The 24,267-nt window shown below is 59.3% G+C and carries 23 protein-coding genes and 1 tRNA gene; 11 read left to right on the top strand and 13 right to left on the bottom strand.

What is annotated here, in order from left to right:
- Positions 1–387 precede the first annotated feature (387 nt).
- Positions 388–1,860, top strand: a complete 1,473-nt coding sequence (locus tag WDZ78_RS08845; protein ID WP_080866364.1) for a DEAD/DEAH box helicase — start codon at positions 388–390, stop codon at positions 1,858–1,860.
- Positions 1,861–2,093: 233 nt separating this feature from the next.
- Here the strand turns inward: WDZ78_RS08845 and WDZ78_RS08840 are convergent, their stop codons facing one another.
- The 4 genes from WDZ78_RS08840 to WDZ78_RS08825 all read right to left on the bottom strand — a co-directional run bounded on the left by WDZ78_RS08840 (position 2,094) and on the right by WDZ78_RS08825 (position 5,390).
- Entirely contained in the window at positions 2,094–3,002 is a 909-nt protein-coding gene (locus WDZ78_RS08840; RefSeq protein WP_425672823.1) for a DMT family transporter, read from the bottom strand.
- 164 nt (positions 3,003–3,166) lie between these two features.
- Positions 3,167–3,556 carry a DoxX family protein gene (locus tag WDZ78_RS08835; protein ID WP_003520528.1) on the bottom strand — a complete coding sequence of 130 codons (390 nt, stop codon included), beginning with the start codon at positions 3,554–3,556 and terminating at the stop codon, positions 3,167–3,169.
- Positions 3,557–3,797: 241 nt separating this feature from the next.
- Positions 3,798–4,415 (bottom strand): L,D-transpeptidase, encoded by a 618-nt coding sequence (locus WDZ78_RS08830; RefSeq protein WP_026363891.1) that lies wholly within the window; start codon positions 4,413–4,415, stop codon positions 3,798–3,800.
- Positions 4,416–4,493: 78 nt separating this feature from the next.
- Positions 4,494–5,390, bottom strand: coding sequence for a DMT family transporter (locus tag WDZ78_RS08825; protein WP_026363892.1), 897 nt, complete (start codon positions 5,388–5,390; stop codon positions 4,494–4,496).
- A 442-nt stretch (positions 5,391–5,832) separates the two neighbouring features.
- On the opposite strand from WDZ78_RS08825, the gene WDZ78_RS08820 reads away from it, so the two are divergent.
- From WDZ78_RS08820 to WDZ78_RS08795, 6 genes are all read left to right on the top strand, one after another.
- Positions 5,833–7,242, top strand: coding sequence for a circularly permuted type 2 ATP-grasp protein (locus WDZ78_RS08820; protein ID WP_026363893.1), 1,410 nt, complete (start codon positions 5,833–5,835; stop codon positions 7,240–7,242).
- Between the two features lie 3 nt (positions 7,243–7,245).
- Positions 7,246–8,187 (top strand): alpha-E domain-containing protein, encoded by a 942-nt coding sequence (locus WDZ78_RS08815; RefSeq protein ID WP_003509488.1) that lies wholly within the window; start codon positions 7,246–7,248, stop codon positions 8,185–8,187.
- A gap of 21 nt (positions 8,188–8,208) precedes the next feature.
- Positions 8,209–9,024 carry a transglutaminase family protein gene (locus WDZ78_RS08810; RefSeq protein ID WP_425672822.1) on the top strand — a complete coding sequence of 272 codons (816 nt, stop codon included), beginning with the start codon at positions 8,209–8,211 and terminating at the stop codon, positions 9,022–9,024.
- A gap of 4 nt (positions 9,025–9,028) precedes the next feature.
- Positions 9,029–9,625, top strand: coding sequence for a class I SAM-dependent methyltransferase (locus WDZ78_RS08805; RefSeq protein ID WP_425672965.1), 597 nt, complete (start codon positions 9,029–9,031; stop codon positions 9,623–9,625).
- A gap of 117 nt (positions 9,626–9,742) precedes the next feature.
- Positions 9,743–10,207: a GNAT family N-acetyltransferase gene (locus WDZ78_RS08800; RefSeq protein WP_020011468.1), complete on the top strand. Its 465-nt coding sequence runs from the start codon at positions 9,743–9,745 to the stop codon at positions 10,205–10,207.
- 48 nt (positions 10,208–10,255) lie between these two features.
- Positions 10,256–10,666 carry a VOC family protein gene (locus WDZ78_RS08795; protein ID WP_425672821.1) on the top strand — a complete coding sequence of 137 codons (411 nt, stop codon included), beginning with the start codon at positions 10,256–10,258 and terminating at the stop codon, positions 10,664–10,666.
- Between the two features lie 200 nt (positions 10,667–10,866).
- Here WDZ78_RS08795 and araD1 read toward each other — a convergent pair whose 3' ends face one another.
- The 4 genes from araD1 to chvE form a co-directional block, all read right to left on the bottom strand.
- Positions 10,867–11,862, bottom strand: a complete 996-nt coding sequence (gene araD1 / locus WDZ78_RS08790) for a 2-keto-3-deoxy-L-arabinonate dehydratase AraD1 (RefSeq protein ID WP_026363895.1) — start codon at positions 11,860–11,862, stop codon at positions 10,867–10,869.
- A gap of 119 nt (positions 11,863–11,981) precedes the next feature.
- Complete coding sequence (gene gguB / locus WDZ78_RS08785; protein WP_020011471.1) at positions 11,982–13,178, bottom strand: sugar ABC transporter permease GguB; 1,197 nt, start codon at positions 13,176–13,178, stop codon at positions 11,982–11,984.
- Positions 13,175–14,713: a sugar ABC transporter ATP-binding protein GguA gene (gene gguA, locus WDZ78_RS08780; protein WP_020011472.1), complete on the bottom strand. Its 1,539-nt coding sequence runs from the start codon at positions 14,711–14,713 to the stop codon at positions 13,175–13,177. Before gguA ends, gguB begins: the two co-directional genes overlap by 4 nt.
- Positions 14,714–14,803: 90 nt before the next feature.
- Complete coding sequence (gene chvE, locus WDZ78_RS08775; RefSeq protein ID WP_020011473.1) at positions 14,804–15,868, bottom strand: sugar ABC transporter substrate-binding protein ChvE; 1,065 nt, start codon at positions 15,866–15,868, stop codon at positions 14,804–14,806.
- 254 nt (positions 15,869–16,122) lie between these two features.
- Here chvE and WDZ78_RS08770 point away from each other — a divergent pair, with 254 nt between their 5' ends.
- Both WDZ78_RS08770 and WDZ78_RS08765 read left to right on the top strand, forming a co-directional pair.
- Positions 16,123–17,127: a LysR family transcriptional regulator gene (locus tag WDZ78_RS08770; protein ID WP_003509470.1), complete on the top strand. Its 1,005-nt coding sequence runs from the start codon at positions 16,123–16,125 to the stop codon at positions 17,125–17,127.
- A 71-nt stretch (positions 17,128–17,198) separates the two neighbouring features.
- Positions 17,199–17,678 (top strand): hypothetical protein, encoded by a 480-nt coding sequence (locus WDZ78_RS08765; RefSeq protein WP_425672820.1) that lies wholly within the window; start codon positions 17,199–17,201, stop codon positions 17,676–17,678.
- A 55-nt stretch (positions 17,679–17,733) separates the two neighbouring features.
- Here the strand turns inward: WDZ78_RS08765 and WDZ78_RS08760 are convergent, their stop codons facing one another.
- Both WDZ78_RS08760 and WDZ78_RS08755 read right to left on the bottom strand, forming a co-directional pair.
- Positions 17,734–17,997, bottom strand: coding sequence for a hypothetical protein (locus tag WDZ78_RS08760; protein ID WP_425672964.1), 264 nt, complete (start codon positions 17,995–17,997; stop codon positions 17,734–17,736).
- A gap of 260 nt (positions 17,998–18,257) precedes the next feature.
- Positions 18,258–18,764: a MarR family winged helix-turn-helix transcriptional regulator gene (locus tag WDZ78_RS08755; protein WP_003520548.1), complete on the bottom strand. Its 507-nt coding sequence runs from the start codon at positions 18,762–18,764 to the stop codon at positions 18,258–18,260.
- 521 nt (positions 18,765–19,285) lie between these two features.
- On the opposite strand from WDZ78_RS08755, the gene WDZ78_RS08750 reads away from it, so the two are divergent.
- Both WDZ78_RS08750 and WDZ78_RS08745 read left to right on the top strand, forming a co-directional pair.
- Positions 19,286–19,362: transfer RNA gene (locus tag WDZ78_RS08750), tRNA-Arg, on the top strand.
- A 229-nt stretch (positions 19,363–19,591) separates the two neighbouring features.
- Entirely contained in the window at positions 19,592–19,921 is a 330-nt protein-coding gene (locus tag WDZ78_RS08745) for a hypothetical protein (protein WP_425672819.1), read from the top strand.
- 204 nt (positions 19,922–20,125) lie between these two features.
- On the opposite strand, the gene WDZ78_RS08740 is transcribed toward WDZ78_RS08745, so the two are convergent.
- The 3 genes from WDZ78_RS08740 to WDZ78_RS08730 form a co-directional block, all read right to left on the bottom strand.
- Entirely contained in the window at positions 20,126–22,072 is a 1,947-nt protein-coding gene (locus tag WDZ78_RS08740) for a methyl-accepting chemotaxis protein (protein ID WP_425672818.1), read from the bottom strand.
- A 347-nt stretch (positions 22,073–22,419) separates the two neighbouring features.
- Entirely contained in the window at positions 22,420–23,622 is a 1,203-nt protein-coding gene (locus WDZ78_RS08735) for an MFS transporter (RefSeq protein WP_020011552.1), read from the bottom strand.
- A gap of 2 nt (positions 23,623–23,624) precedes the next feature.
- The gene (locus WDZ78_RS08730) at positions 23,625–24,197 is read right to left on the bottom strand and encodes an NADPH-dependent FMN reductase (protein ID WP_425672817.1); all 573 of its coding nucleotides are present in this window, start codon (positions 24,195–24,197) and stop codon (positions 23,625–23,627) included.
- Positions 24,198–24,267 lie beyond the last annotated feature (70 nt).

Below are 24,267 nucleotides of genomic sequence, written 5' to 3'. Positions count from 1 at the left end.
TTTTAACCATAATTCTTCGCTTGCGCCTGTGCCGTCGCGGCAATCGCCGGCCACTGCGACGCATGGCTGCCATGCGCCCTCCTGCGGCCGTGTTACAAAACTATCGCTTGACTTTGGCGCACAAAACGCCCACATGCCCCTCAAGCTTTCACCTTTGGCAGCCGCGTGAGCTGCAGCGTATGACCGGAGAACTTCCTTAGAATAAGGAAACTGGCCCGCATGAAGGAAAAGCGCAGAGAATACAGAAGACGGCATGTGCCGCACTGATGCGCAGAAAGTTATTCCAACCCACAAGTTCCCAATTCACGCGGGGTTCTTGACGCCGAGACCACCGGACAGCAGCCCTGCTCCGGATGAGTTTGTTTTGGCGCCCCGAAAGGCATTATATTGACCAGTTTTAGCGAACTCGGCCTCTCCGAAAAGATCGTGGCCAGCGTTACCCAGCTTGGCTATACGACCCCTACGCCCATTCAGGCAAAGGCCATTCCGCTGCTGCTCGAAGGCCGCGACCTGATCGGCCTCGCACAGACCGGCACCGGCAAGACCGCCGCTTTCGGCCTGCCCATCATCGAAATGCTGATGAAGCAGGCGGACCGCCCGGCAAACCGCACCTGCCGCACGCTCATCCTCGCCCCGACGCGCGAGCTGGTGAACCAGATCGGTGAAAACCTGCGCTCCTTCGTGAAGAAGACGCCGCTGCGCATCAACCAGGTGGTTGGCGGCGCATCGATCAACAAGCAGCAGCTCCAGCTCGAAAAGGGCACGGATATTCTGGTGGCGACCCCCGGCCGCCTGCTTGATCTCATCGCCCGCAACGCCATCTCGCTCTCCAAGGTCACCTATCTGGTGCTTGATGAAGCGGACCAGATGCTCGATCTCGGCTTCATCCACGACCTGCGCAAGATTTCCAAGATGGTCCCGGCCAAGCGCCAGACGCTTCTGTTCTCGGCCACCATGCCGAAGGCGATCGCCGATCTGTCGCATAACTACCTGACCGATCCGGTCAAGGTCGAAGTGACGCCTCCGGGCAAGGCTGCCGACAAGGTCGAGCAGTACGTGCATTTCGTGGCCGGCAAGAACGACAAGACCGATCTCCTGAAGAAGTCGCTCAACGAGAACCCTGATGGCCGCGCCATCGTGTTCCTGCGCACCAAGCACGGCGCCGAGAAGCTCTACAAGCATCTCGAACATATCGGCTTCAAGGTCGCCTCCATCCACGGCAACAAGAGCCAGGGCCAGCGCGAGCGGGCACTGAAGGGCTTCAAGGATGGTGAGATCAAGGTACTGGTCGCAACCGACGTCGCTGCCCGCGGCATCGACATTCCGGCCGTAACGCATGTCTTCAACTATGACCTGCCGGAAGTGCCTGACGCCTATGTCCACCGCATCGGCCGTACCGCCCGCGCCGGCCGCGACGGCATCGCCATCGCATTTTGCGCACCGGACGAAACCCGTCTGCTGCATGACATCGAAAAGCTGATGAAGATCGATATTCCGGTCGCCTCAGGCGAACGTCCGGCCGGTCTCGCCAGCCCGACGCGCCCCAACAACAACCGCGGCGGCCGCAACAACAATGGTGGCCAGCAGCGCGGCCCGCGTGAAGGCGGACGTCACAATGGCGAGTCCCGCCCGTCCCGCCACCATGCACCGCGCGATGCCGACAACGATCTGGAAGTCACCTCCGACTTCAAGCGCGTCAAGACGGCGGAAGGCGATGCAGGCCGCCCGGCCGGCCCGCGCAAACAACGCCGCCCGGCCCGCAAGCCCGGCGGCAGCGGCGCCAACCGCCACGCCCCTGCCGGCGGCAACGGCCAGGAAAAGCGCGCTTCCGGCAACGGCCATCGCGGCCGCAACCGCTAAGTTGCACGGAGTGGATTGAGGACGCGCGGCATTGCCGGGCGTCCTTCTCCCTGGCGGGGAGAAGGTGGACCGAAGGGTCGGATGAGGGGGTAACGTTGCCGTATCTCACCACCCTTGCCCCCTCATCCCGCTGCCGCGACCTTCTCCCCGGCGGGGAGAAGAAACAAGCGGCACGCACTCGCCAATAATCAAGCCCCGCAGCCACAGCCGGCCAGCGGGGCTTTTCTTTGCCCTCACCCGCCCTGCGCGACCGGACGACGCCTTGACGGCAGGGTCATGGCCAGCACACCGGCAATGACGCAGACAAGACCCACCCACATGGCAGGCGTCGGCATTTCCCCCAGAAACGCCATGCCGATGGCGACGCCGACAGGCACCCTGAGATAGGCCTGCGAGGTGGTGCCGACCGAACCGAGCGTCTGCATCAGCCGGAAATAGATCATGAAGGCGAGCGCAGTCGAAAAGACGCTAAGGCACACCAGCGCGGTCAGTGACGCCGCCGAAGGCGACAATGTCCAGGGCCGGTCGACAATCAGGCTCACGGGCAACAGCAGGACAGCACCGCAGATGAGCGAGCCGGCGGCTGGCATGATCGGATCAAGCCCTTTGAAATTTTTACTGAAAATGGCCGCGCAGGCATAGGAAAAAGCGGCCGTCAGCACGGCGAGCTGGCTCCATATCGCCTCCCCCGCACCGCTTAAGGCCTCTACGCCGATGATGAGGCACACACCCGTCATGCCGGCGATGGTGCCAAACAGCTTGCGCCCGCTGACCGGCTCATGCCGGATGACGAGCGCCGTGAGAAGAAAGGTGAAGATCGGCGTCGTCGCATTGAGAATGACGGCGAGACCGGCATCGATACTCTGCTCCGCCCAGGCAATCAGCGTGAAGGGCAGAACGCTGTTAATGCAGGCCTGAATGAAGAACAGCCGCCACGTCGCAAAATCCGTGGGCAGGCGCAGCCCACGCAGCCGGATCACCACGTAGAGCAGCAGACCGGCAATCAGCGTGCGCGATGCGATGAAGGTGATCGGCGGCATCGTCTCCACCCCGATCTTGATGAAAGTGTAGGATGCGGCCCACAGCGTGGACAGCAGGGCGAGAAACAGCAATTCGCGGGCAATGGGGTTCTGGGAGGTCACGGATCGATTTTCCAACTGCGTTCAGGATTGCGCGTTCTTAACCTGAAAACAAGCATCTATGCTTCGGCCGCGGCCGAAGTTTCAATCCTTTTCAAAAAAAGAAGCTCCGCATGGCGTGACCATGCGGAGCGTCAGTAAAAGAGATCGATGACAGGTCGGGCAGATCAGGCCCGGCGCTCATCCACCGAGAAAGCGCCCGGACCGGCAACAAACAGATAGAGGAAGATGAAGCAGAACAGGATGGCGGCGTCACCACCGTTCAGGGCCGGGAAGAAGTTGCTCGGCGCATGCGCCATGAAATAGGCGACCGCCATCTGGCCGGACAGGATGAAGGCGACCGGGCGTGTGAACAGGCCGATCAGCACGAGAATGCCGCCGACGAGTTCCAGAAGCGCCGCCACCAGCAGCATCGTCGGCAGGGAGCCATCCATCTGCGATGCCGGAAAACCGAACAGCTTTTGCGTTCCATGCGAAATGAAAAGCAGCGCCGTCATGATGCGCAGCGCCCCGAGCGCCTGCGGGCGATAGCGAGAGAGAGAGTCGAAAGTTGCCATGTTCATGTGTCCCCGTTGAAGTGGTGCCGCGCTCGATACAGCGCATTTAAGCCTTTATGGATACACGTCTCGAACACCGGAAATCACGTTTCCGATATAGCAGAACTCCCTTAAATACCCAAAGGGAGCCATTCTACACATGGTTGATTTTCCAGCATAAAATTGGCCTTCCGCCGGAAAAATCAACCCAAGGGTACAGGCATTTTCTTGCGTGGAAAAGGTGGAAAAATCCGCCTTTACGTCACGCCTGCAAGACGACGACCTTCGAACCCACCGGCACGCGGCTATAGAGATCGATGATGTCGTGGTTCAGCATGCGGATGCAGCCGCTCGACATGGCGTGGCCGATGGATTGCGGCTGGTTGGTGCCATGCAGGCGGAACATGGTGTCGTTGCCGCCGCGATAGAGGTAGAGCGCGCGTGCACCGAGCGGATTGCTGGGGCCACCGGGCATGCCGGCGGCGAATTTCAGATTGCGCGGATCACGGCGCATCATATTGGCGGTCGGCGTCCAGGACGGCCATTCCGCCTTGCGGCCGATATAGGCATCGCCCTTCAGTGCAAGGCCCTGCCGGCCGACGCCGACGCCGTAACGCATGGCGCGACCATCGCCCAGAACGTAATAGAGCCGCCGGGCCGGCGTATCCACCACAACCGTTCCGGCCGGGTGATGGGTGTCATAGGTGACTTCCTGCCGGCGAAGCTCCGGCTTGACCTTATCGAGATGCATGGCGGGAAGCGGGAACTTCTCCTCCGGCTTTGCCGCATAATTCAGCCTCTGCTGGCCGATGCCGGTATTCGCGCAGCCGGCCAGAAACAGCGGCAATCCGAACAGAACACCACGACGTGAAATAGACATGTAACCCCCGCCAAATCTTTGGATTAACGAGAGGTATAATTTTATGGTTAACAAAGCCCTAATATGCGGTTGTAGTAATTAACGCGCAACAACCGCTGTAGCAGGTTTGCGGTTGGCGAGATAAACCCCCGTTACCGCCAGAACAGTGCCGGCAATCATGGCTGGCGTCAGTGTTTCGCCGAAAAGCAGCGCGGCTTCCACGGCCGCAAGCGGCGGTACGAGATAGATCAGCGACGCGGCCCGCGAGACCTGCCCGCGCCGGATCAGATAAAGAAGCAGCGCCACGGCGCCGATGGAGATCGCACCCACGGACCAGGCGAGCGTGGCTGCAAGGCCGAGGCTCCAGTCCACATGTCCATCCTCCAGCAAAAGCGCGAAGGGAACGGTGACAAGCAGCGCGCCAACATATTGCAGCGTTGCCACCGCCATGATGTTTCCGCCATGGACATATTTCTTCTGGTAGAGGGTGCCATAGGTAACCGACGTCATGCCCAGCACATTCACCGCCACGGCGTAAAGCGGCACGGAGAGGCCAAATGCGCCCGTCGCCATGACCTTCGGCAGCACGGCAATGGCGATGCCCACAAATCCAAGCAATAGGCCCGCGCGCTGCAATGGCGAGATTTTCTCGCCGATCATGTAGCGGGCAGCCACCGCCGTCATCAGCGGTTGCAAACCGGCGATGATGCCGCCGATCGCCGCCGGCACGCCCTGCCCGATCGCCCACCAGATCATGCCGAGATAAAGACCGTGCAGGAAGACGCCGGACAGGATCGCCCGGAAAAGGTCGACGCGCCGCTGCGGCCACTGGATGGAGGATACGCGGCAGATCGCCCACAGCAGCGCTCCTGCCAGAAGATAGCGCAGACAGAGAAAGGTGAGCGGCTCGGTATAATAGACAGCATATTTGGCGGTGACCCAGCCGGTCGACCAGAGAAAGACGAAGATGGCCGGAGCCAGACGGTCGAGCGACATGGGAACATCCATTATGCCACATGATGCCCGTAACCGGACGCGGTGCGGGACAGGCGGCGAATTGATATTTCTGCGGCTTCACGCAAACCGGCGAATGATCGAACCGGGTGTTAGCATGGCGGTATCCGCATCCCGCCCAAAGGTCAAAGGCGTTTTCGTGATCGCATCTTTCAGATTTTCTGATGCGACGCCGGATATTGATCAGCCGAAAGCGAACGAACAAAATTTATGCATTCGCCCACAGCGCACACAGCGCCGCCACCCCATTACACCCCTCGTCACCGCGCAACCAATTTGCCGATGCCGCATTTATAGGCTGAAACCGAAAAAACGCTTCTTTTTTAAAACTCTAGGGCGGTGAAAAATCTTCTCGGGGAGGCCTGCATAGTTCTTGCATTGCATTTGGCGTTGTATTCATATGGCAAAAAAGGGGACATCGAAGTTGGCATTTGACGAAATGATAAATGCGGACGACACGCCGCGAAGCCCATATGAAAACTATAACGAGTGGTATAGCCGGCAGGACAGGGCTCACCTGATCCAGAAATCAAAAGACGCGGAAAACATCTTTCGGAAAACCGGTATTACTTTCGCAGTCTATGGCCATGCCGATAGTTCAGAAAAACTGATCCCCTTCGATATCATCCCGCGCATCATCTCCGGCCGCGAGTGGCGTAAACTGGCCCAGGGCATCGAACAGCGCGTTCTCGCCCTCAATGCTTTCCTCGACGATATCTACCACAAGCAGGAAATCATCCGCGCCGGGCGCATTCCCCGCGAAATCATCGAGAAAAACGAAGCCTTCCTGCCGGAAATGATCGGCTTCACTCCGCCCGGCGGCGTTTATACCCATATTGTCGGCACTGACATTGTCCGCACCGGCGAAGACCAGTTCTACGTTCTGGAAGACAATGCCCGCACCCCCTCCGGTGTCAGCTACATGCTGGAAAACCGCGAGACGATGATGCAGATGTTCCCGGAACTCTTCCACGAAAACCGCGTGCGCCGGGTGGAGGATTACCCCTATCTGCTGCGCCAGTCGCTCGCTTCGCTCGCACCGCCCGGCTGTTCCGGCAAGCCGCGCGTCGCGGTGCTGACGCCCGGCATCTATAATTCCGCCTATTACGAGCACTCCTTCCTCGCCGACATGATGGGCGTGGAACTGGTGGAAGGCTCCGACCTGCGCGTCATGGACGGCAAAGTCAAGATGCGCACCACGCGCGGTTACGAAGCGATCGACGTGCTCTACCGCCGCGTCGATGATGATTTCCTCGATCCGCTGACCTTCCGGCCGGATTCGGCGCTCGGCGTGCCGGGCATCATGGATGTCTATCGCGCCGGCAACATCACCATTGCCAATGCGCCCGGCACCGGTATTTCCGATGACAAGGCGATCTATTCCTACATGCCCGAGATCGTCGAATTCTATACCGGCCGCAAGCCGCTTCTCGAAAACGTGCCGACCTGGCGCTGTTCGGAGCCGGACAGCCTGAAATACGTTCTCGACAACCTTGCCGAGCTGGTCGTCAAGGAGGTCCACGGTTCGGGCGGTTACGGCATGCTCGTCGGCCCCACCGCATCGAAAAAGGAACGGGCGCTTTTTGCCGAAAAGCTGAAAGCCCGCCCCTCCAATTACATTGCGCAGCCGACACTGTCGCTGTCCACCGTGCCGATCATGGTGAAAAACGGCATTGCGCCGCGCCATGTCGATCTGCGTCCCTATGTGCTTGTCTCGGACAAGGTGCAGATCATTCCCGGCGGCCTGACCCGTGTTGCCCTCAAGCAGGGCTCGCTCGTGGTCAATTCCAGCCAGGGCGGCGGCACCAAGGATACATGGGTACTGGAGGATTAAGCCATGCTGGGCAGAACGGCAAACGGGCTCTACTGGATGTTCCGGTATATCGAGCGCGCTGAAAACATCGCCCGGCTTATCGATGCGGGCCTGCGTGTTTCATTGACGCGCAGCGGCAGCGGCGATGAGGACTGGGACGGCGTGTTGCAAAGCGCCGGCGTGCACGACGAATTTCTCGAAACGCGCGAGAAGGTAACGGCGGCGAATGCGATCGACTATCTCCTGCGAGACAAGGCCAACCCCTCCAGCGTCATGTCCTGCATCGAGGCGGGCCGCAACAATGCCCGCATGGTGCGCACGGCGCTGACGCGTGAGACATGGGAAGCGACAAACGAATTCTGGATCGAGCTGAAGAACATCCTCGGCCGCAAGCTCAGCCACGCCGAGCTGCCGCAGACCATCGATGTCATCAAACATCGCGCCGGCTTGGTGCGCGGCGCTTTCCACGGCTCGATGCTGCGCAACGATCTCTATAATTTCTCCCGCATCGGCACCTTCATAGAGCGCGCCGACAACACCGCCCGCATTCTCGATGTCAAATATTACGTGCTGCTGCCGGCGGTGGCGCATGTGGGGTCGTCGCTCGACAATGCGCAATGGGAATCCATCCTGCGCTCGGTCTCGGCCCACCGCTCCTATGGCTGGGTCTATGATGCGGAATACAAGCCTTCCAACATTGCCGACTTCCTCATTCTCAATGGCCGCATGCCGCGCTCGCTTGCCTATTGTTATGAAAAGATCGCCAGCAACCTCAACTACATCGCCGAGGATTACAGCGAGAGGCACAAGGCGCATGACACGGCCGAGAGCATTCGCGACAGCCTGCGCACGACCACCATCGGCCGGGTGATGGATGAGGGCTTGCACGAATTTCTGGAGAGATTTGTCAACCGCAACGGCCAATTGGGACAGGAAATCACGGAAGGCTACCGCTTCTATCAATAAGCGCGTGGACGGGGACAGCTTATGCGTCTGAAAATCACCCATACGACGGAATATGTCTATGACGAGCCGATGCCCTATGCGTTGCAGCGGCTGCGCCTGACACCGCAGACCGGCCCGAGCCAGACGGTCGAAGACTGGGATGTCTCGGTGGATGGCGCCACCGTCGAAGTGAGCTATGACGACCATTTCGGCAACCGCGTCGCGCTGGTGGAAACCGAAGGCCCGCAAAAGCGGGTGAAGGTCGTGGCAAGCGGCACGGTGAGCACGCAGGATAAGGCCGGGGTATTCGGACACCACATCGGCAACGCACCGCTCTGGCTGTTCCTGCGGGAAACACCGCGCACCAAACCGGGAAAGCTGGTACGCGAACTGGTGAAGGTGAGCGTGGGCGAAACCGAGCTTGCCCGCCTGCATAACCTCATGGAGAATATTCACGGCAAGGTGGACTATGTTCCCGGCTCGACCGACATCGAAACCACGGCGGAAACGGCGCTGGAAGCGGGCAAGGGCGTCTGCCAGGACCATGCCCATATCCTGATTTCCGCCGCCCGGCTGATGGGCCTGCCCGCGCGTTATATTTCCGGTTATCTGATGATGGAAGAGGTGGAGGAACAGACCGCCACCCACGCCTGGGCCGAGGTGTATCTTCAGGGGCTGGGCTGGGTGGGCTTCGACGCCGCCAACAATATCTGCCCCGACGACCGCTATGTCCGCATCGCATCCGGCCTCTGCTACCGCGATTGCGCGCCGATATCAGGCATGCGTATCGGTCCGGCGGGCGAGACGCTGAGCGTGTCTGTCACCGTGCAGCAGTCGCAGAGCCAGTCACAGAGCTGAGATGATGTCCGGCAAGGACGACGATACAATCGGCTTTTATACTGACAATGCCGCAGCCTATACATCACGGGGACAGGCGGCGGACCGCCCGCATCTGGAGACATTTCTGGCGCGCTTGCCAGAGGGCGCAAGCATTCTCGAACTGGGATGCGGCGGCGGGCAGGATAGCGAATTCATGCTGTCAGCCGGTTTCGACGTTCATCCCACCGATGGAACGCCTGACATCGCGAAAGCGGCGGAAATCCGGCTCGGCATTCCCGTCAGGACATTGCTGTTCGAGAATATCGACGAGCGTGAGCGATATGACGGCGTCTGGGCCAATGCCTGCCTGCTGCATGTGCCCCGCCCTGCCCTGCCGGGCATTATCGACCGTATCCACACGGCGCTGAGGAAGGGCGGTGTTTTTTATGCCAGCTTCAAGGCGGGAGAAGCGGAAGGACGCGACATGTTCGGCCGATATTACAATTACCCGTCGAAGCCCTGGCTGGAGGAGGTTTACGGACAGTTTGACTGGACGGCGGTGGAGATCGAGGCGCGGCAGGGCAGCGGTTACGACAATCTCCCGACCGCATGGTTGCATGTGACAGCAACGAAATCCTGATCCGGCGCGACAAGTTGGCGGTTGCGAAACCCCTTCCCACCCGGTTTAATCTCCGCATCGATTTGAAAGCATGATCCGGCTTCCGCCCGCGGGAGGAAAGCCGGCCGGGAGACGGCCTTGTACAGCATTTCCGACTATCGCGACTGCCAGTCGCATGGACCCGTCATCGCCGAGCGGGTCTGGACGGCATGGTGGCAGGATAGCGGTCTTCAGGTGGGCGACGTCGCCGAACACCTGAAAGACATGACCAACCCCCATACGCTGCCCACCGGTTTCGTTGCCCATGACGGCGACGACTATGTCGGCTCCGCCTTCCTCATCCATTGCGATCTGGAAGAACGGCCGCAATATCTGCCCTGGGTCGCTGCCCTTTGGGTGGAGGAAGATCGCCGGCGCTCAGGCGTGGCACGGGCGCTCATGCAGGCGGCGACACAAAGGGCCGCCGAACTCGGCCACGAGACCAGCTATCTCTGCTGCCAGCGCGATCTGGAAACCTATTACACCGGTTGCGGCTGGACCGTTCTGGAACGTGGTGTCGGCAAACACGATCTAACGGTGCTGACCTACAGCGCGAAAATTTAAGGCCGTCTGTCCCCGCGCCGGACAGCCCATGGACTACCGGAGGAAACCATGCGCCCACCAGCCGCCCTTATGGAAACCGCGATTTACGCCGACGATCTCGATGCCGCCGAAGCTTTTTACCGGGATGTCTTCGGGCTGGAAGTGGTGCGCAGGCTGCCGGGGCAATTCATCTTCTTCAGATGCGGGCAGCAGATGCTGCTGATCTTCGACCCGCAGCAATCCCGCCGCGCCGACCCCGACAATCCGATCCCCCGCCATGGTGCGGTGGGGCAAGGCCATTTCTGTTTTTACGCGAAGGACAAGTCGGAAGTGGACGGCTGGAAGGCTCGTTTCGAAGAGCTTGGAATTCCCATTGAGCACTATCACCGCTGGCCGAATGACAGCTATTCCGTCTATATTCGCGATCCCGCGGGCAATTCGGTGGAGGTGGGTGAAGGCAAGTTGTGGGGGTTCGGATAAGGCAAGCGCCTGAAAGTTACCCGACGCGAAAGGGACAATGGGATGAAAGAGCTATCATCTTGCGTCATCCTCGGGCTTGTCCCGAGGATCTATCCACGTCGCGTAAAATCAATCGGTCGCAGATCTTCGGGACAAGCCCGAGGATGACGTCGAAGGAGGGATGACCCACCCCCGACCATTTTTCACGCGCAGCCCGCAGATCAAATCTGCCGAACAGTGATCTCTTCTTCCGCATCCACGGCCAGCGGGTTCTTCAGCGGCAGGCCGAAACCGGCGGCCTCGATCTCGAAGACATCGCCTGCTTCCGGCTTGATGCCTTCGGCAAAAGAGAGCGTCGCCGTTCCGAACATGTGCACATGCACGTCGCCCGGTGCGCGGAACAGGCCGTATTTGAAGTGGTGATATTCAAGGTTCGCGAAGGTGTGGGACATGTTGTCCTCACCCGAAACGAACGGCTTCTCAAAAATCACCTTGTCGCCGCGGCGAATGCGCGAGGTGCCGCGAATATCGGACGGCGGAGCGCCGACACGGATTTCCGGGCCGAAGCTTGCCGGGCGCAGCTTGGAATGGGCGAGGTAGAGATAGTTGATCCGCTCGGTGACGTGATCGGAAAACTCGTTCGAGACGGCAAAACCGATGCGCACCGCCTCACCCTTGTCCGAGATCACGTAGATGCCGGCCATTTCCGGCTCTTCGCCGCCATCGAGCGCGAAGGACGGAGAGGTGAGTGCCGCGCCGGGCGCCGCCGCCACATGGCCGTTGCCCTTGTAGAACCATTCGGGCTGAACGCCCTTTTCGCCGGCCTTGGGCTTGCCGTTTTCGAGACCCATGCGGAACATCTTCATGGAATCCGTCAGGCTTTCCTCGGCGGCTTCCGTGGTTTTCTTGTGCATGCTGTCACGGGTCGCGGCGGAGCCGAGATGCGTGAGGCCCGTACCGGTCAGATGCAGATGCGCCGGATCGGGATGGGTGATCGGCGGCAGGAAGCGACCTTCGGCATAGGCCTTTTCAAGATCGACAGCGTCGCCCAGACCATGGGCGGAAATGACATCGGCAAGGCTCTTGCCGCCATTGGCGGCTTCCATGGCGAGTGCATAGACCGAGTCCGCACCTTTGACGGCCTGCGCCTGTCCGCCTTCTTCGCGAACCGCTACGGTGATTTTGCCACTGGCATCTTTGATCTGTGAAATGAGCACGGGATTTCCTTCCTCCGGCGCAATGCGCCTTATCTCTTCTACGCGGCGCATAACGCCTGCATCTTATGAAAGTGGCCGGAAACCGGCCACTTTTTTGACTGCGATAGGGTTGGGACCGATCAGCCCTTGTTCTTGTTGTAGACGTCGAAGAACACGGCGGCGAGCAGCACGAGGCCCTTGACCATCTGCTGGAAATCGATGCCGAGGCCGACAATCGACATGCCGTTGTTCATGACGCCCATGATGAAGGCGCCGATGACCGCACCGGTGATCTTGCCAACGCCGCCGGAAGCCGAAGCACCGCCGATGAAGCAGGCCGCGATAACATCAAGCTCGAAGCCCACGCCAGCCTTCGGCGTCGCCGAGTTGAGGCGGGTCGCGATGATCATGCCGGCAAGACCGGCCAGCACGCCCATGTTGACGAAGGTGAGGAAGCTCAGGCGTTCGGTATTGATACCGGAAAGCTTGGTCGCCTTCTCGTTGCCGCCCATGGCGTAGACGCGGCGGCCAATGGTCGTGCGGCGCGTCACGAAGCTGTAGAGCGCAATCAGAACCAGCATCACAATCAGAACGTTCGGCAGGCCGCGATAGGTGGACAGCTGGTAACCCAGGAACAGGATGGCGCCAGAGATCAGCAGATTCTGAACGATGAAGAAACCGAACGGCTCGACGTCGATGCCATGCTTCACGTTCACCACGCGACGGCGCCAGGCCAGATAGAACAGCACGACCGTAATCAGCAATGTCAGGATCATCGAGGTGGTGTTCAGACCTTCGATACCACCGATATCAGGCAGGAAGCCCGTGCTGATGATCTGGAAATCGGTCGGGAACGGACCGATGTTCTTGCCGCCAAGCACGAACAGCGTGAGCCCGCGGAACACCAGCATGCCCGCCAGCGTCACGATGAAGGACGGAATGCGGTGATAGGCGATCCAGTAACCCTGGGCAGCACCGATGACGCCGCCGATGACGAGACAAATCAGCGCCGCGAGAAACGGGTTCATGCCCCATTGCACGGTCAATATGGCCGCTATCGCGCCGACGAAGGCGACGATGGAGCCGACCGAAAGGTCGATATGCCCGGCCACGATGACGAGCAGCATGCCCAGCGCCATGATGACGATGAACGAGTTCTGCAGGATGAGGTTGGTCAGGTTCACAGGGCGGAACAGGATGCCGCCGGTGTAGAACTGGAAGAAAACCATGATGGCGACGAGCGCGATCAGCATGCCGTATTCGCGGATATTGGAGCGAATATACGACCCGACCGAGATGACGTTACTTTCTTCGTTTGTGGTGTTTGCCGAACTCATGAGTTCTTCTCCCCTGAGCGCATGATAGCGCGCATGATGCTTTCCTGGCTCGCCTCTCCCTTCGGCAATTCAGCGACGATGCGGCCTTCGTTCATGACGTAGATGCGGTCGCAATTGCCGAGCAGTTCGGGCATTTCCGATGAGATCATCAGAACGCCTTTGCCGTCGGCAGCGAGCTGGTTGATGATGGTGTAGATTTCGTATTTCGCGCCGACATCGATACCGCGGGTCGGTTCATCGAGGATCAGGACGTCAGGATTGGAGAACAGCCACTTGGAGAGCACAACCTTCTGCTGGTTGCCGCCCGAAAGATTGACCGTTTCCTGGAAGATGCCCGACGAGCGGATGCGCAGGCGCGTGCGGAAATCGCTCGCCACCTTCATTTCCTTGATGTCGTCGATGATGCTGGCATTCGATACGCCGGCCAGATTGGCGAGCGTGGTGTTGTGCAGGATGTTGTCGTTGAGCACGAGACCGAGATGTTTGCGGTCTTCCGTCACATAGGCGAGACCGGCGTCGATCGCCTTGCGCACGGTGCTGACGTCAACGGGCTTGCCGTCGATCAGCACTTCGCCGCTGATCTTGTGGCCATAGGACTTGCCGAAGACGCTCATCGCAAATTCGGTTCGCCCTGCCCCCATCAGACCGGCAATGCCGACCACTTCGCCCTTGCGCACGGTGACATTGATATCATGCAGAACCTGGCGGTCGCGATGCTGCTGGTGATAGGCGTTCCAGTTCTTCACTTCGAGAATGGTCTCGCCGATCGGCACATCGCGCGGCGGATAACGATCTTCGAGATCGCGCCCCACCATGTTGCGGATGATGACATCCTCGCTGATTTCTTCCTCGTGACAGTCGAGCGTCTTCACCGTCATGCCGTCGCGCAGCACGGTGATCTGGTCGGCCACCTTTCGCACTTCGTTGAGCTTGTGGGTGATGATGATCGACGTCATGCCCTGCTTGCGGAATTCCATCAACAGGTTCAGCAGCGCCTCGGAATCGCTTTCGTTGAGCGAAGCCGTCGGTTCATCAAGGATGAGCAGCTTCACGCTCTTCGACAGCGCCTTGGCGATTTCGACCAGCTGCTGCTTGCCAACGCCGATATCGGTGATCAGCGTCTCCGGCGATTCCTTCAGACCCACCTTCTTTAAAAGTTCGCGGGTACGGTTGAAGGTCTGCTGCCAGCTGATGACGCCGTTCGAAGCGACCTCATTGCCAAGGAAGATGTTTTCCGCAATCGACAGGAGCGGCACGAGCGCCAGCTCCTGGTGAATGATGATGATACCAATATCTTCACTGTCGTTGATGGCGCGAAAATTCCGCACGGCGCCTTCATAGTGGATTTCGCCCTCATAGGTGCCGGCGGGGTAAACACCGGAAAGGACCTTCATCAAGGTCGACTTCCCCGCGCCGTTCTCACCGACGAGTGCGTGGATCTCACCCTCCTTAACCTTGAGGTTGACGTTCTCAAGCGCTTTCACGCCCGGAAACGTCTTGGTGATGTTCCGCATTTCGAGAATGGTATTGGCCATATCGCAATCCAGCGCCCGATTAATTCCGGCGTTTTTATTTTTATGGAAAAACGGGGATGACGCCAAGTCATCCCCGCATGTGTCTTCAGCTTATTTCAGCTGGTCTTCCTTGTAGTAACCGCCATCGACGAGAACCTGCTTGTAGTTCTCCTTGGTAACGGCAACCGGCTTCAGGAGGTAGGACGGAACGACCTTGACGCCATTTTCATAGGTCTTGGTGTCGTTAACTTCCGGCTCCTTGCCCTGCAGAACAGCGTTGACCATGTTCACGGTCACCTTTGCGAGTTCGCGGGTGTCCTTGAAGATGGTGGAATACTGTTCGCCTGCAATGATCGACTTGACGGAGGGAACTTCAGCGTCCTGACCGGAAACGACCGGCAGCGGCTGGTCCTTCGTGCCATAACCAACGCCCTTCAGCGAGGAGATGATGCCGATGGACAGACCGTCGTAAGGCGACAGAACGGCGTCAACCTTGGCGTCGGTGTAATAAGCGGACAGAAGGTTGTCCATGCGGGCCTGGGCCGTTGCCGGATCCCAACGCAGCGTGCCGACCTTGTCCATGCCCATCTGGCCGGACTTCACGACCAGCTTGCCGCTGTCGATGTAGGGCTTCAGGACAGACATTGCGCCGTCATAGAAGAAGAAGGCGTTGTTGTCGTCAGGAGAACCGCCGAACAGCTCGATGTTGAACGGACCCTTGCCGTCCTTCAGGCCAAGCTTGTCGACAATCGAAGTCGCCTGCAGAACGCCAACCTGGAAGTTGTCGAAGGTTGCGTAGTAGCTGACGTCGCCGCTGTTGCGGATCAGGCGGTCATAAGCGATGACCTTGATGCCCTGCTCGCCAGCCTGCTTCAGGACGTCCGACAGCGTCGTGCCGTCGATCGATGCGATCACGAGAACCTTGACGCCCTTGGTGACCATGTTTTCGATCTGGGAAAGCTGGTTCGGAATATCGTCATCGGCATATTGCAGGTCGGTCGTGTAACCGGCTTCCTGAAGCTGCTTTACGATGTTGTTGCCGTCATCGATCCAGCGTGCGGACGACTTGGTCGGCATGGCGATACCAACGGAACCCTTGTCCTGCGCGAAAGCCGGCGCTGCGAAAGAAGCAGCACCGATGGCACAAGCCGCCATCAGCGAAATAATGGACTTCATTAACTCTCTCCCTTGAGCCCTTCTCTGGAGCCCGCATGCTGCGGTGCACCATGAAATTCATGCCGTCAGAGGAAGAAGCCGCGTTGCGCTCATTCCGTTTCGCACATGCGAAATGGAACAGCTGCCGCTCCTCCCCGGCATTCCGCAAATTGTTCTGAATCCATATAACTGTCAAATAGAATAAATCAGTTTCCATATATCAATTATGATATATTAAATCGATACAAAAACCGATGAGGGGTATAAAACCACGAATGAACAACCAAAAAGTGTATGAGCAGGCGCAAACAACAGAGGCCCTTTTCGTCTTTGAGGACAACCCTTTGCTGCGGGCCGGATTGAAGATGAGCCACCTGCGCATGCTGGTCATGATCGAGGAGCACGGGCAGGTCAGCGCGGCGGCGGCCGCCATGAACATGACGCAGCCAGCAGCCTCGCGCATGCTCGCGGAAATGGAGGCGATCGTCAAATCACCCCTTTGTCAGCGGGCCTCGCGCGGCGTGGTGCTGACGAAATTCGGCGAGGCGCTGGCGCGCCGGGCCCGCACCATCCTGCTGGAACTGCGCGAGGCGAGCCGTGAACTGAACCAGATGAAGTCGGGCAGCGGCGGCTCGGTCTATATCGGCGCCGTCACCGCGCCCGCCATCAGCCTCGTGGTTCCCGCCATAAGGCGCGCCATGGACACCTATCCCGGCATTGAAATCAACGTGCAGGTGGAAAGCAGCAACGTGCTGGCGCGCGAACTGCTGGCCGCGCGCCACGATTTCATCATCGGCCGCATTCCCGATGATTTCGATCCCGGCCTCTTCTCCATCCATGAAATCGGCATCGAGCGCGCCTGTCTTGTCGTGCGCGAAGGCCACCCCCTGCTGCGCGGCGAGCCCGTGACCCTGCAGGATCTCTCCGGTTACGACTGGGTTTTCCAGCCGCCCGGCGCGCTTTTGCGCAGAACCATGGAGGATGTCTTCCTGACCCACGGCGTCACCATGCCCCGCAACATCATCAACACGCCCTCCATGCTTTTGACGCTCGCCCTGATCTGCAACACCGATGCGATTGCGCCGATCGCCCAGGACATGGCCGAATTCGTTGCCGGCCAGCAGGCGGATATCGGCCGAACCCGCATATTGCCGACGGATTTCGAACTCGTCGTGAAGCCCTACAGCATCATCACCACCAAGGGCCGGGTTTTGCCGCCCAGCGCCCGCCTGCTCTACGATCTGGTTCTGGATGAGAGCCGCAAGCTGACCGGCCCGTGAGGGCGGCAAGCCAGACACCACCTTCATGATCCATAAAGGCCGGATAGTCAGACCGGCGAGGGAAAAGCCGCATGCTCTTCGGACAATCCGTCTTCCAGTCGGTTGTTGAACGACTGAAACTGGAAAAAGAAGAAGAAGAAAGCGTGGAGCCGCCACCGCCGGCCGGTCATCGTATTGCCGGTTTCAGCTCGGGCTTTGTCATCGATACGCATATTGAAACGCCGCCACCGGCGAACGGCAATCTCGATGCCTATCTCGCCTTCATGGCTGAACCCGCGCCACCCGCGGAACCTCAACCGGAGCCCGAGCCGGAAGCGATGCCGGCCCACCTCGAAAAGACCTCGCTTGCCGATGTCTCCGCGGAACTGGCGATCCACGACACCGACACGGCCGCAACGCTTGCGGAAAAGCGCCGCGCCTTTGCCCGCCTCAATCATCCCGACCGGGTGAAGCCGCAATTCCGGCATAATGCGACGCTGCGCATGACGGCGGCCAATCTCCTGATCGACCAGGCGATCCGGATGCTGCGGATGCGGGAGCATTTCCGGTGAAAATGCCGGGCCGTCTTATCTCGGGAAATATATAAAACGGAAGATAGGCGGCGCTTCAGCCCGCATCGCTCTTATCGGTGGGCGCGCTTTCGGCGGCGGGCTCATCCGTGCCATTTCCGCTTTTGGCGGCATCGCTTGCGGGTTTGAACTTCAGCAGCAATTCATAGGCCGCATAAGCCCCGATGCCGGCTACGATGGTTCCCCAGAAAAACTCGCGATTGACGAATTCGATGACGGCCCAGGCGGCGCAAAAGCCGACAATGAGCAACCGGACCCACAGGGGACGATAAAGCGGATGACTCGTATCGATATTCAGCATGGCGTTCCAGTCCCGGGCCTTTCCAGTCGATCGCATGATTGCGGCTCCGCGCCACAAGACGTGAAGATGCTTATGCGTCTTGGCGGTTTCACAGAAAAATTGCAACGCAATTCGGCCCGCCGCCGCTCAGGCTGCCGTGAAGGACCAACGGGAAGATGGTTCCGATGTCGCAGACAATGGACGACAGAAACATCCGGGCGCAGGCCGCACCCCGCAGCCGCCCGGCACTACTCTGATTGCCCGACGCTCTCTTCGACGGTTCAGTCGCGCAGGCGTCCAAGCAGAGCCAGAAGCTGATCGCGGGCCTTCTTGCCGCCGATCCGGTCGATCAGCTTTTCCTCACGGTCCCGCCAGGTATTGGAAAGCCGGTCGAGAAGGCTGCTGCCTTCCTCCGTCATGTCCAGGAAATGAACGCGCCTGTCCTCTTCCGATTTGCGGCGGACAAGCAGCCCCTTCTCTTCCATGCTGTCGACGATCGCGACGAAATTGGCCCGCTGTATGCCGAGCGCTTCAGCCACATCGCTCTGTTTGAGGCCCGGATTACCGCCAACGATGACGAGCACGGAAAAATCGGCGGGCCGCAATCCCTGCTCGGCCAGCACATCGGCAAAGCCATTTGCCACGGCAAGTTGCGAGTGCCGCAAATGATAGCTGATCGCAGTCGTCAGCAACCCATAGTCGATCGCCGTGATGTGCGCCGCTTCCGCGCTGCCGCTTTCGGCCTTTTCCGTCCGCGGCCCGTTGCTGTGTGCCAATCGCAAAGCCATCCGATCCCCCGCCTGATTCGTTCCTTTACCTTGCCGAAATCATAACCGACAACGTTGCGAAACTGTATCCCAAATAAATGTAGATGATACTAATATTGTATAATAATTTGACAGTTAATCGCCGGCGAAGCAACCACGGACTCCGGATCGCGGTTGGCAAAACAAAAAAAGTATGACTATTTACCCACCAATTTTGAGGGGCTAAAATCGACTCCCGCGCCGTGTTTGAAAGGCATTGCAGCAATCCTGCCGCCACTTCGATAATGGGGCAGGACAACGGTCCGGCTCGGCGATAACATACTACTTATAAGGGAAAATCTATTCCGATAAAAACACAATACGCCAAACGACGTAACGCACCGCCGCCACGCAAAAGCGTGCGACGCCCTCACAACACACCCTCACGCCCGGCCCCGCCCGAAAACAGGCAACCTTTCGCAAATCTTTGATTTTTAGACGTTGATGCGGAAACAAAGCTGGGGTATGAACCAACCGCTGCACGCGATTCAAGCGTGACTGCTGCACCCGTAGCTCAGCTGGATAGAGTGTTGGATTCCGATTCCAAAGGTCACAGGTTCGAATCCTGTCGGGTGCGCCATTTATCTTACCCTGACATCGTCTATGGCAATCCTCCACTTAGGAGGCTGCATAGAGCTTTATGCCTGTCTTCCAAAGCGACTAACCCCTTCGGCGCGGGTTCTGTGAACATATTCCTGTAATCACCCGGATGTATTTGCCGCAATATGGCTGCAATACTCCTGATCGACGGGTCTGGTTGGGTTGCTCCAGCATGAGCCATCTGGCGGGGTAAAAGGGAAAGTTAATCTATGCAAATCAAGGCAATTATTGCTGTATTTGTATCAGTGTTCATCCTTTCAGGATGCCAGACGAACCCCAGTTTCGAAAGGGATCAGGAAATCATAGGAGGAAGTCCCGCCGTCAAACGCAGGGCGGTTCAAAATTGCTATGAAACGACAAAGAAAAAGTCCAAGAGTTCCAAAATTGCCGTGGCTGAAGCCATGAATGTCAGCCCGAAGAGCAACGTCGACATGATCTTCTGCACGCGATTAATCGACGCCATCGCAAGTAAAAGAATTACATACAGTGATTTGAATAGCGGAAGCCCGGCCTTTATTCGCGCCATGCAGGCCAGATAATTTCCGATCCGGCAAATCTTGCGGATAGGAACGGCGGTCTGCGGAAAGTAAATAATTCCGACATGCCGCGCTCAAAAAATGCCGCACGGGAGATCAGGCCCGTGCGGCATTTTTCGTTCTCGGGCGGGCGGGCGATATCAGGCCCGCCAACCCCAGTCATAAATAACCCGGCGCCAGGACCATGGAAGCGCCCTGAAATAGCGATCAGAACTCCTGCCAGTCGCCCTTTGTATCGACAGCGGCGTTGCCCGAAAACGCCGTGGCGATCTTGCGACCCAGCGCACGGACGGGGGATGCCACATATTTGTCGTTGCCGGCGGCGCTGCGAACCGGAGCAGTCTGGCTTTTTTGCTGATAAGCGCCATCGGCGAGCCTGAACTGGGAGAGCAGCTGGTTGAGCGACGCCACTTCCTTGGCCAGGCTGTGGCTTGCGGCATTGGTTTCTTCCACCATGGCCGCATTTTTCTGCGTGTCCTGGTCCATCTGGTTGACCGCCGTATTGATCTGCTGCAGGCCGGAAGATTGTTCCTGCGCGGCCTCAACGATGGAGACGACGTGCCGGTTGATTTCCTGCACTTCGGAAACGATGGTCTCCAGCGCCTTGCCGGTGTCGCCCACCAGCTGCACGCCCTGCTGCACCTGGTCGTTCGAGGTGGTGATCAGCGCCTTGATCTCCTTGGCGGCGCTCGCGGAGCGCTGGGCGAGCTCACGCACCTCCTGCGCCACCACGGCGAAACCCTTGCCGGCCTCGCCGGCACGGGCGGCTTCCACACCGGCATTCAGCGCAAGCAGGTTGGTCTGGAAGGCGATTTCGTCGATAACGCCGATGATGTTGCTGATCTCGTTGGCCGATTTGGCGATCTGCTCCATGGCGACCACGGCGCGGCGCACCACCTGGCCGGATTGTTCGGCGCCCGCCTTGGCGCGGCTGACGATCTGGCCCGCCTCCTGCGCGCGTTTGGTGGAATCCCTGACCGTCGTCGTGATTTCTTCAAGCGCAGCGGCTGTTTCCTCCACGGCTGCGGCCTGCTGCTCGGTGCGCTTGGCCAGATCGTCGGCGGCAGACTTGATCTCGTTTGCACCCGCGCCGATGCCGCTGGCGTTCTGCGCCACCTTGGTCAATGCAGCCTGCAGCTTTTCGGCAGACATGTTGAAATCATTGCGGACGCCATCAAGCGTCGCGGTGAAAGGCTGGCCGATGCGATAGGAAACATCGCCTTCCGAAAGCTTCGAGAGACCGGCTGCGAGATTGTCGACGGCGAATTTGACATCGGCCGCCTCCGTTGCCTTCTGCTGCTCGCGCTCGATCCGGTCTTTCTCCGAGAGGCTGCGATTGGCTTCGGTTTCCTGTTCGAGGCGAATGCGCTCGATGGCGTTTTCGCGGAACACCTGAACGGCTTTCGCCATCTGGCCCACTTCATCCCGGCGCGCCGTGCCGTCAATCTCCGTGGCCGTTTCGCCACCGGCGAGCGACACCATGCGTTCGCGCAGACGGGCGATCGGCGTGGTGATGCCACGAGACGCCACGAACAGCGCCAGAATGATGCCGATCGCAAAAGCAACGCCGACTACCACCAGCGAGCTGAAGATGGTCGAGTTGGTCTGATCCGTCAGTTCCTCGCTTCCCTCGACGACGCCCTCGGAAAGTTTTTCCAGGAGGGCGGCGATTTCGTTTCCGGTCGAGCGGATCACGATGTCGGCCTTCAGGAGTTCAGCGGCGGATTCCGCATTACGGTTGGACGAACCGAATTCCACGGCCTTGTCGGTCAAGGCGATAATGCCCTGAGCCTGGCTCAACAGCTTGTCCAGCGCCGGAGCTTCCTCCGGGAAAATGGTTTTGACCCCATTCAGACGTGATATCAATGCCGTCCTGTCCGTCTCATATTCATGTTTGACAACCTTGAAGTCAGGATTGCCGGCGTCATAAGCCATGACCTGATAGGCGCCATAGGCCATGGCCTGTAGGTTACGGTTCGCACGGGAAAGCTCCACCAGAGCGGCGTTGTCATTGGCGATAAAAAACGAGTAGGCCGTGTCCGCTTGCTTGTAATGGGTGGCCATGTAAGCCGTGGCGCCAAGGCCGACGATGCAGAGCGGAAGAATGAGCGACAGGATTTTGGTGCGGATACTGGCGTTTTGGAGAAAAGACACGGGGAACCTCAGATCATTGAAAAACCGCTCCTTCCCCGTGCCGGAGGTGTTCGGCGAGACTGACATTGCACGTCGAACGCCTCGATCATCGAAGCTCCGCCAGCCGTATCATCGGCTCTCACTGCACCTGCTTCATGCATGCGCCGGGAAAGCCGCCCGTCCCTTCAAATACGGACAGGCCACCGCCCCGGATGGCCTGGCGGCTCCGCAAGGAAAGCGGAAACGCCACGCCGAATTTCGAGGAACGGAATGAAATCAACCGGTTCTTCAGCCGATGCGCCTTCCGTTTGTTTTTCAAAGAAATGATTATATTGAAAAACTTTATAATTCCTTCACGATCACCGGTGTCAGCGGCTCGAGGCAAAAGAACGCGATCTTCGTGCGTCGCTGCGTCGCTGGAAGATCAGGGCGACAAGGGCGAGCCCGGCCATGGCGGCGAATATCACGGCTATGTCGCGATAGGCGCCAGCAAAACCAAACCTGGCAATCCACGGCTGGCTTGCCAGCGGTGAGATGAAATGCCCGAGAAACATCGAAGCGGTGACGATGCCGGCGATACGCCCGCGCAGTCTGAGCGGCGCCAGCATGATGGTCGTGGACATGATGCCCGGCATCACCACACCAAGGCCAAATCCCACCACCGCAAGCGATGACAGCATGGCGACCAGCCCCTCGGCCATGGCAAGCAGCGCAAAACCCGCCGCCATCAACACCAGCCCGGCGGCAATGATGGCGGTAACGCTGACCTTTGCCCGCAACCGCCCGAAATTGAGTGCCGCCAGCGCCCCGGCCAGATTAAAAATGCCGATGGCGTATCCCGCAATGCTGCCGGAAAACACCCCAAGCTCCCGCAGGAAAAACGGCAGCTGCGAGGGGATGGTGTAGAACAGGGCATTGACGAGAAATACCGCCAGCGCCAGCAGGCCCACCAGCAGCCAGTTGACCGCAAAGTCCTGTTCGCCTCCAGCCTTGATAGCGCCATCGTTCCTCACCGGCTCCGTCAGAAAGAACAGGGCTGCCGGCAGAATGAGCAGGGCGACGGCATAGACCGCGAAGGGCGCGCGCCAATGCAGATCCGCCAGCAAACCGCCCGCCACCACAAAAACCACGCCGCCGATCTGCGTAAAGGCCTGTTGCAGGCCGAGATAGCGCTCCCGCGCCGGGCCTTCGAAATAATCACCCACCAGCGCCGTGCCGATCGTCATGATCGCGCCGATCGCCAGACCGAGAAAGGCGCGCCCGATGAGCAGGCCGGCAAGACTTTCGGCAAAAAGGCCGGACATGCCGGAAAGGCTGTAGAGCAGGATCGCGCCGAGCAGCAGCCGCTTGCGGCCGAAGCGATCCGCCAGCATCCCGGCAATGGGGGCGCAGAAGGCCACGAAAACCGACGGCAATGTCAGCACCATGCGGCTCATGATATCCACATGCGGCGTCGACAGGAAAGTCTGCTCTATGGCCGGCAGCGAAGGTGCAACCGTGGTTCCGGCCATGATGGTGAGCGTGGCGACGAACAGGAGCGTCACTTTCAACGCGAGGGATTTTTCGGTCATTCTCACGCCCCCTTGTAAGGCGTTGCGGACCGCGCCTGTTTCAGCGCCCGCGCCCACCAGCCAAGCTTGTTCATCATCGTCTCCAGCGCGCCTGCCGCCGCCGCGCCGGCATCGAGCTGGCCGGCGGCATCGACACGATCCCAGGGACTGGCGAAGCTGACGACATCGCGGATCGTCACCGCATGCAGTTCCGCAAAAACGGGGCGAAGCTGTTCGGCGGCGCGAAGGCCACCGGAAATCCCGCCATAGGACACGAAGGCCACCGGTTTGGCGCCCCATTCGTCATAGGCGGAATCGATCAGCACCTTCAGCGCGCCGGGGTAACTGCGGTTATATTCCGGGGTGACGACGATGAAGGCATCGGCGCCATCGAGGCTTTGCCGAAGCTGCCGCACCGAGGCGCGCTCGGGCGCGTGGTCCTGCGGCAGATCGAGTTCGCGCGGGTCGATGACCGCAAGCTCCAGTCCGGGCAGAGCCTTCAGCTGGTCAAGCAGCCATTGGCCGACAACATCGCAGAAGCGCGGGTTGCGGGCGCTGCCAAATATGATCCGTATGGAAAGTGTATCATCGCTCATGGAACGTCCTTCAACAGTGTTCCATGTCCTGATAATTCCTCAACTATAGTTGAGGTCAATAGCCGCATAC

Source organism: Agrobacterium sp. M50-1 (assembly GCF_049843495.1).
GTDB lineage: Bacteria > Pseudomonadota > Alphaproteobacteria > Rhizobiales > Rhizobiaceae > Agrobacterium > Agrobacterium radiobacter.
This window is presented reverse-complemented; position numbering and strand designations above follow the sequence as displayed.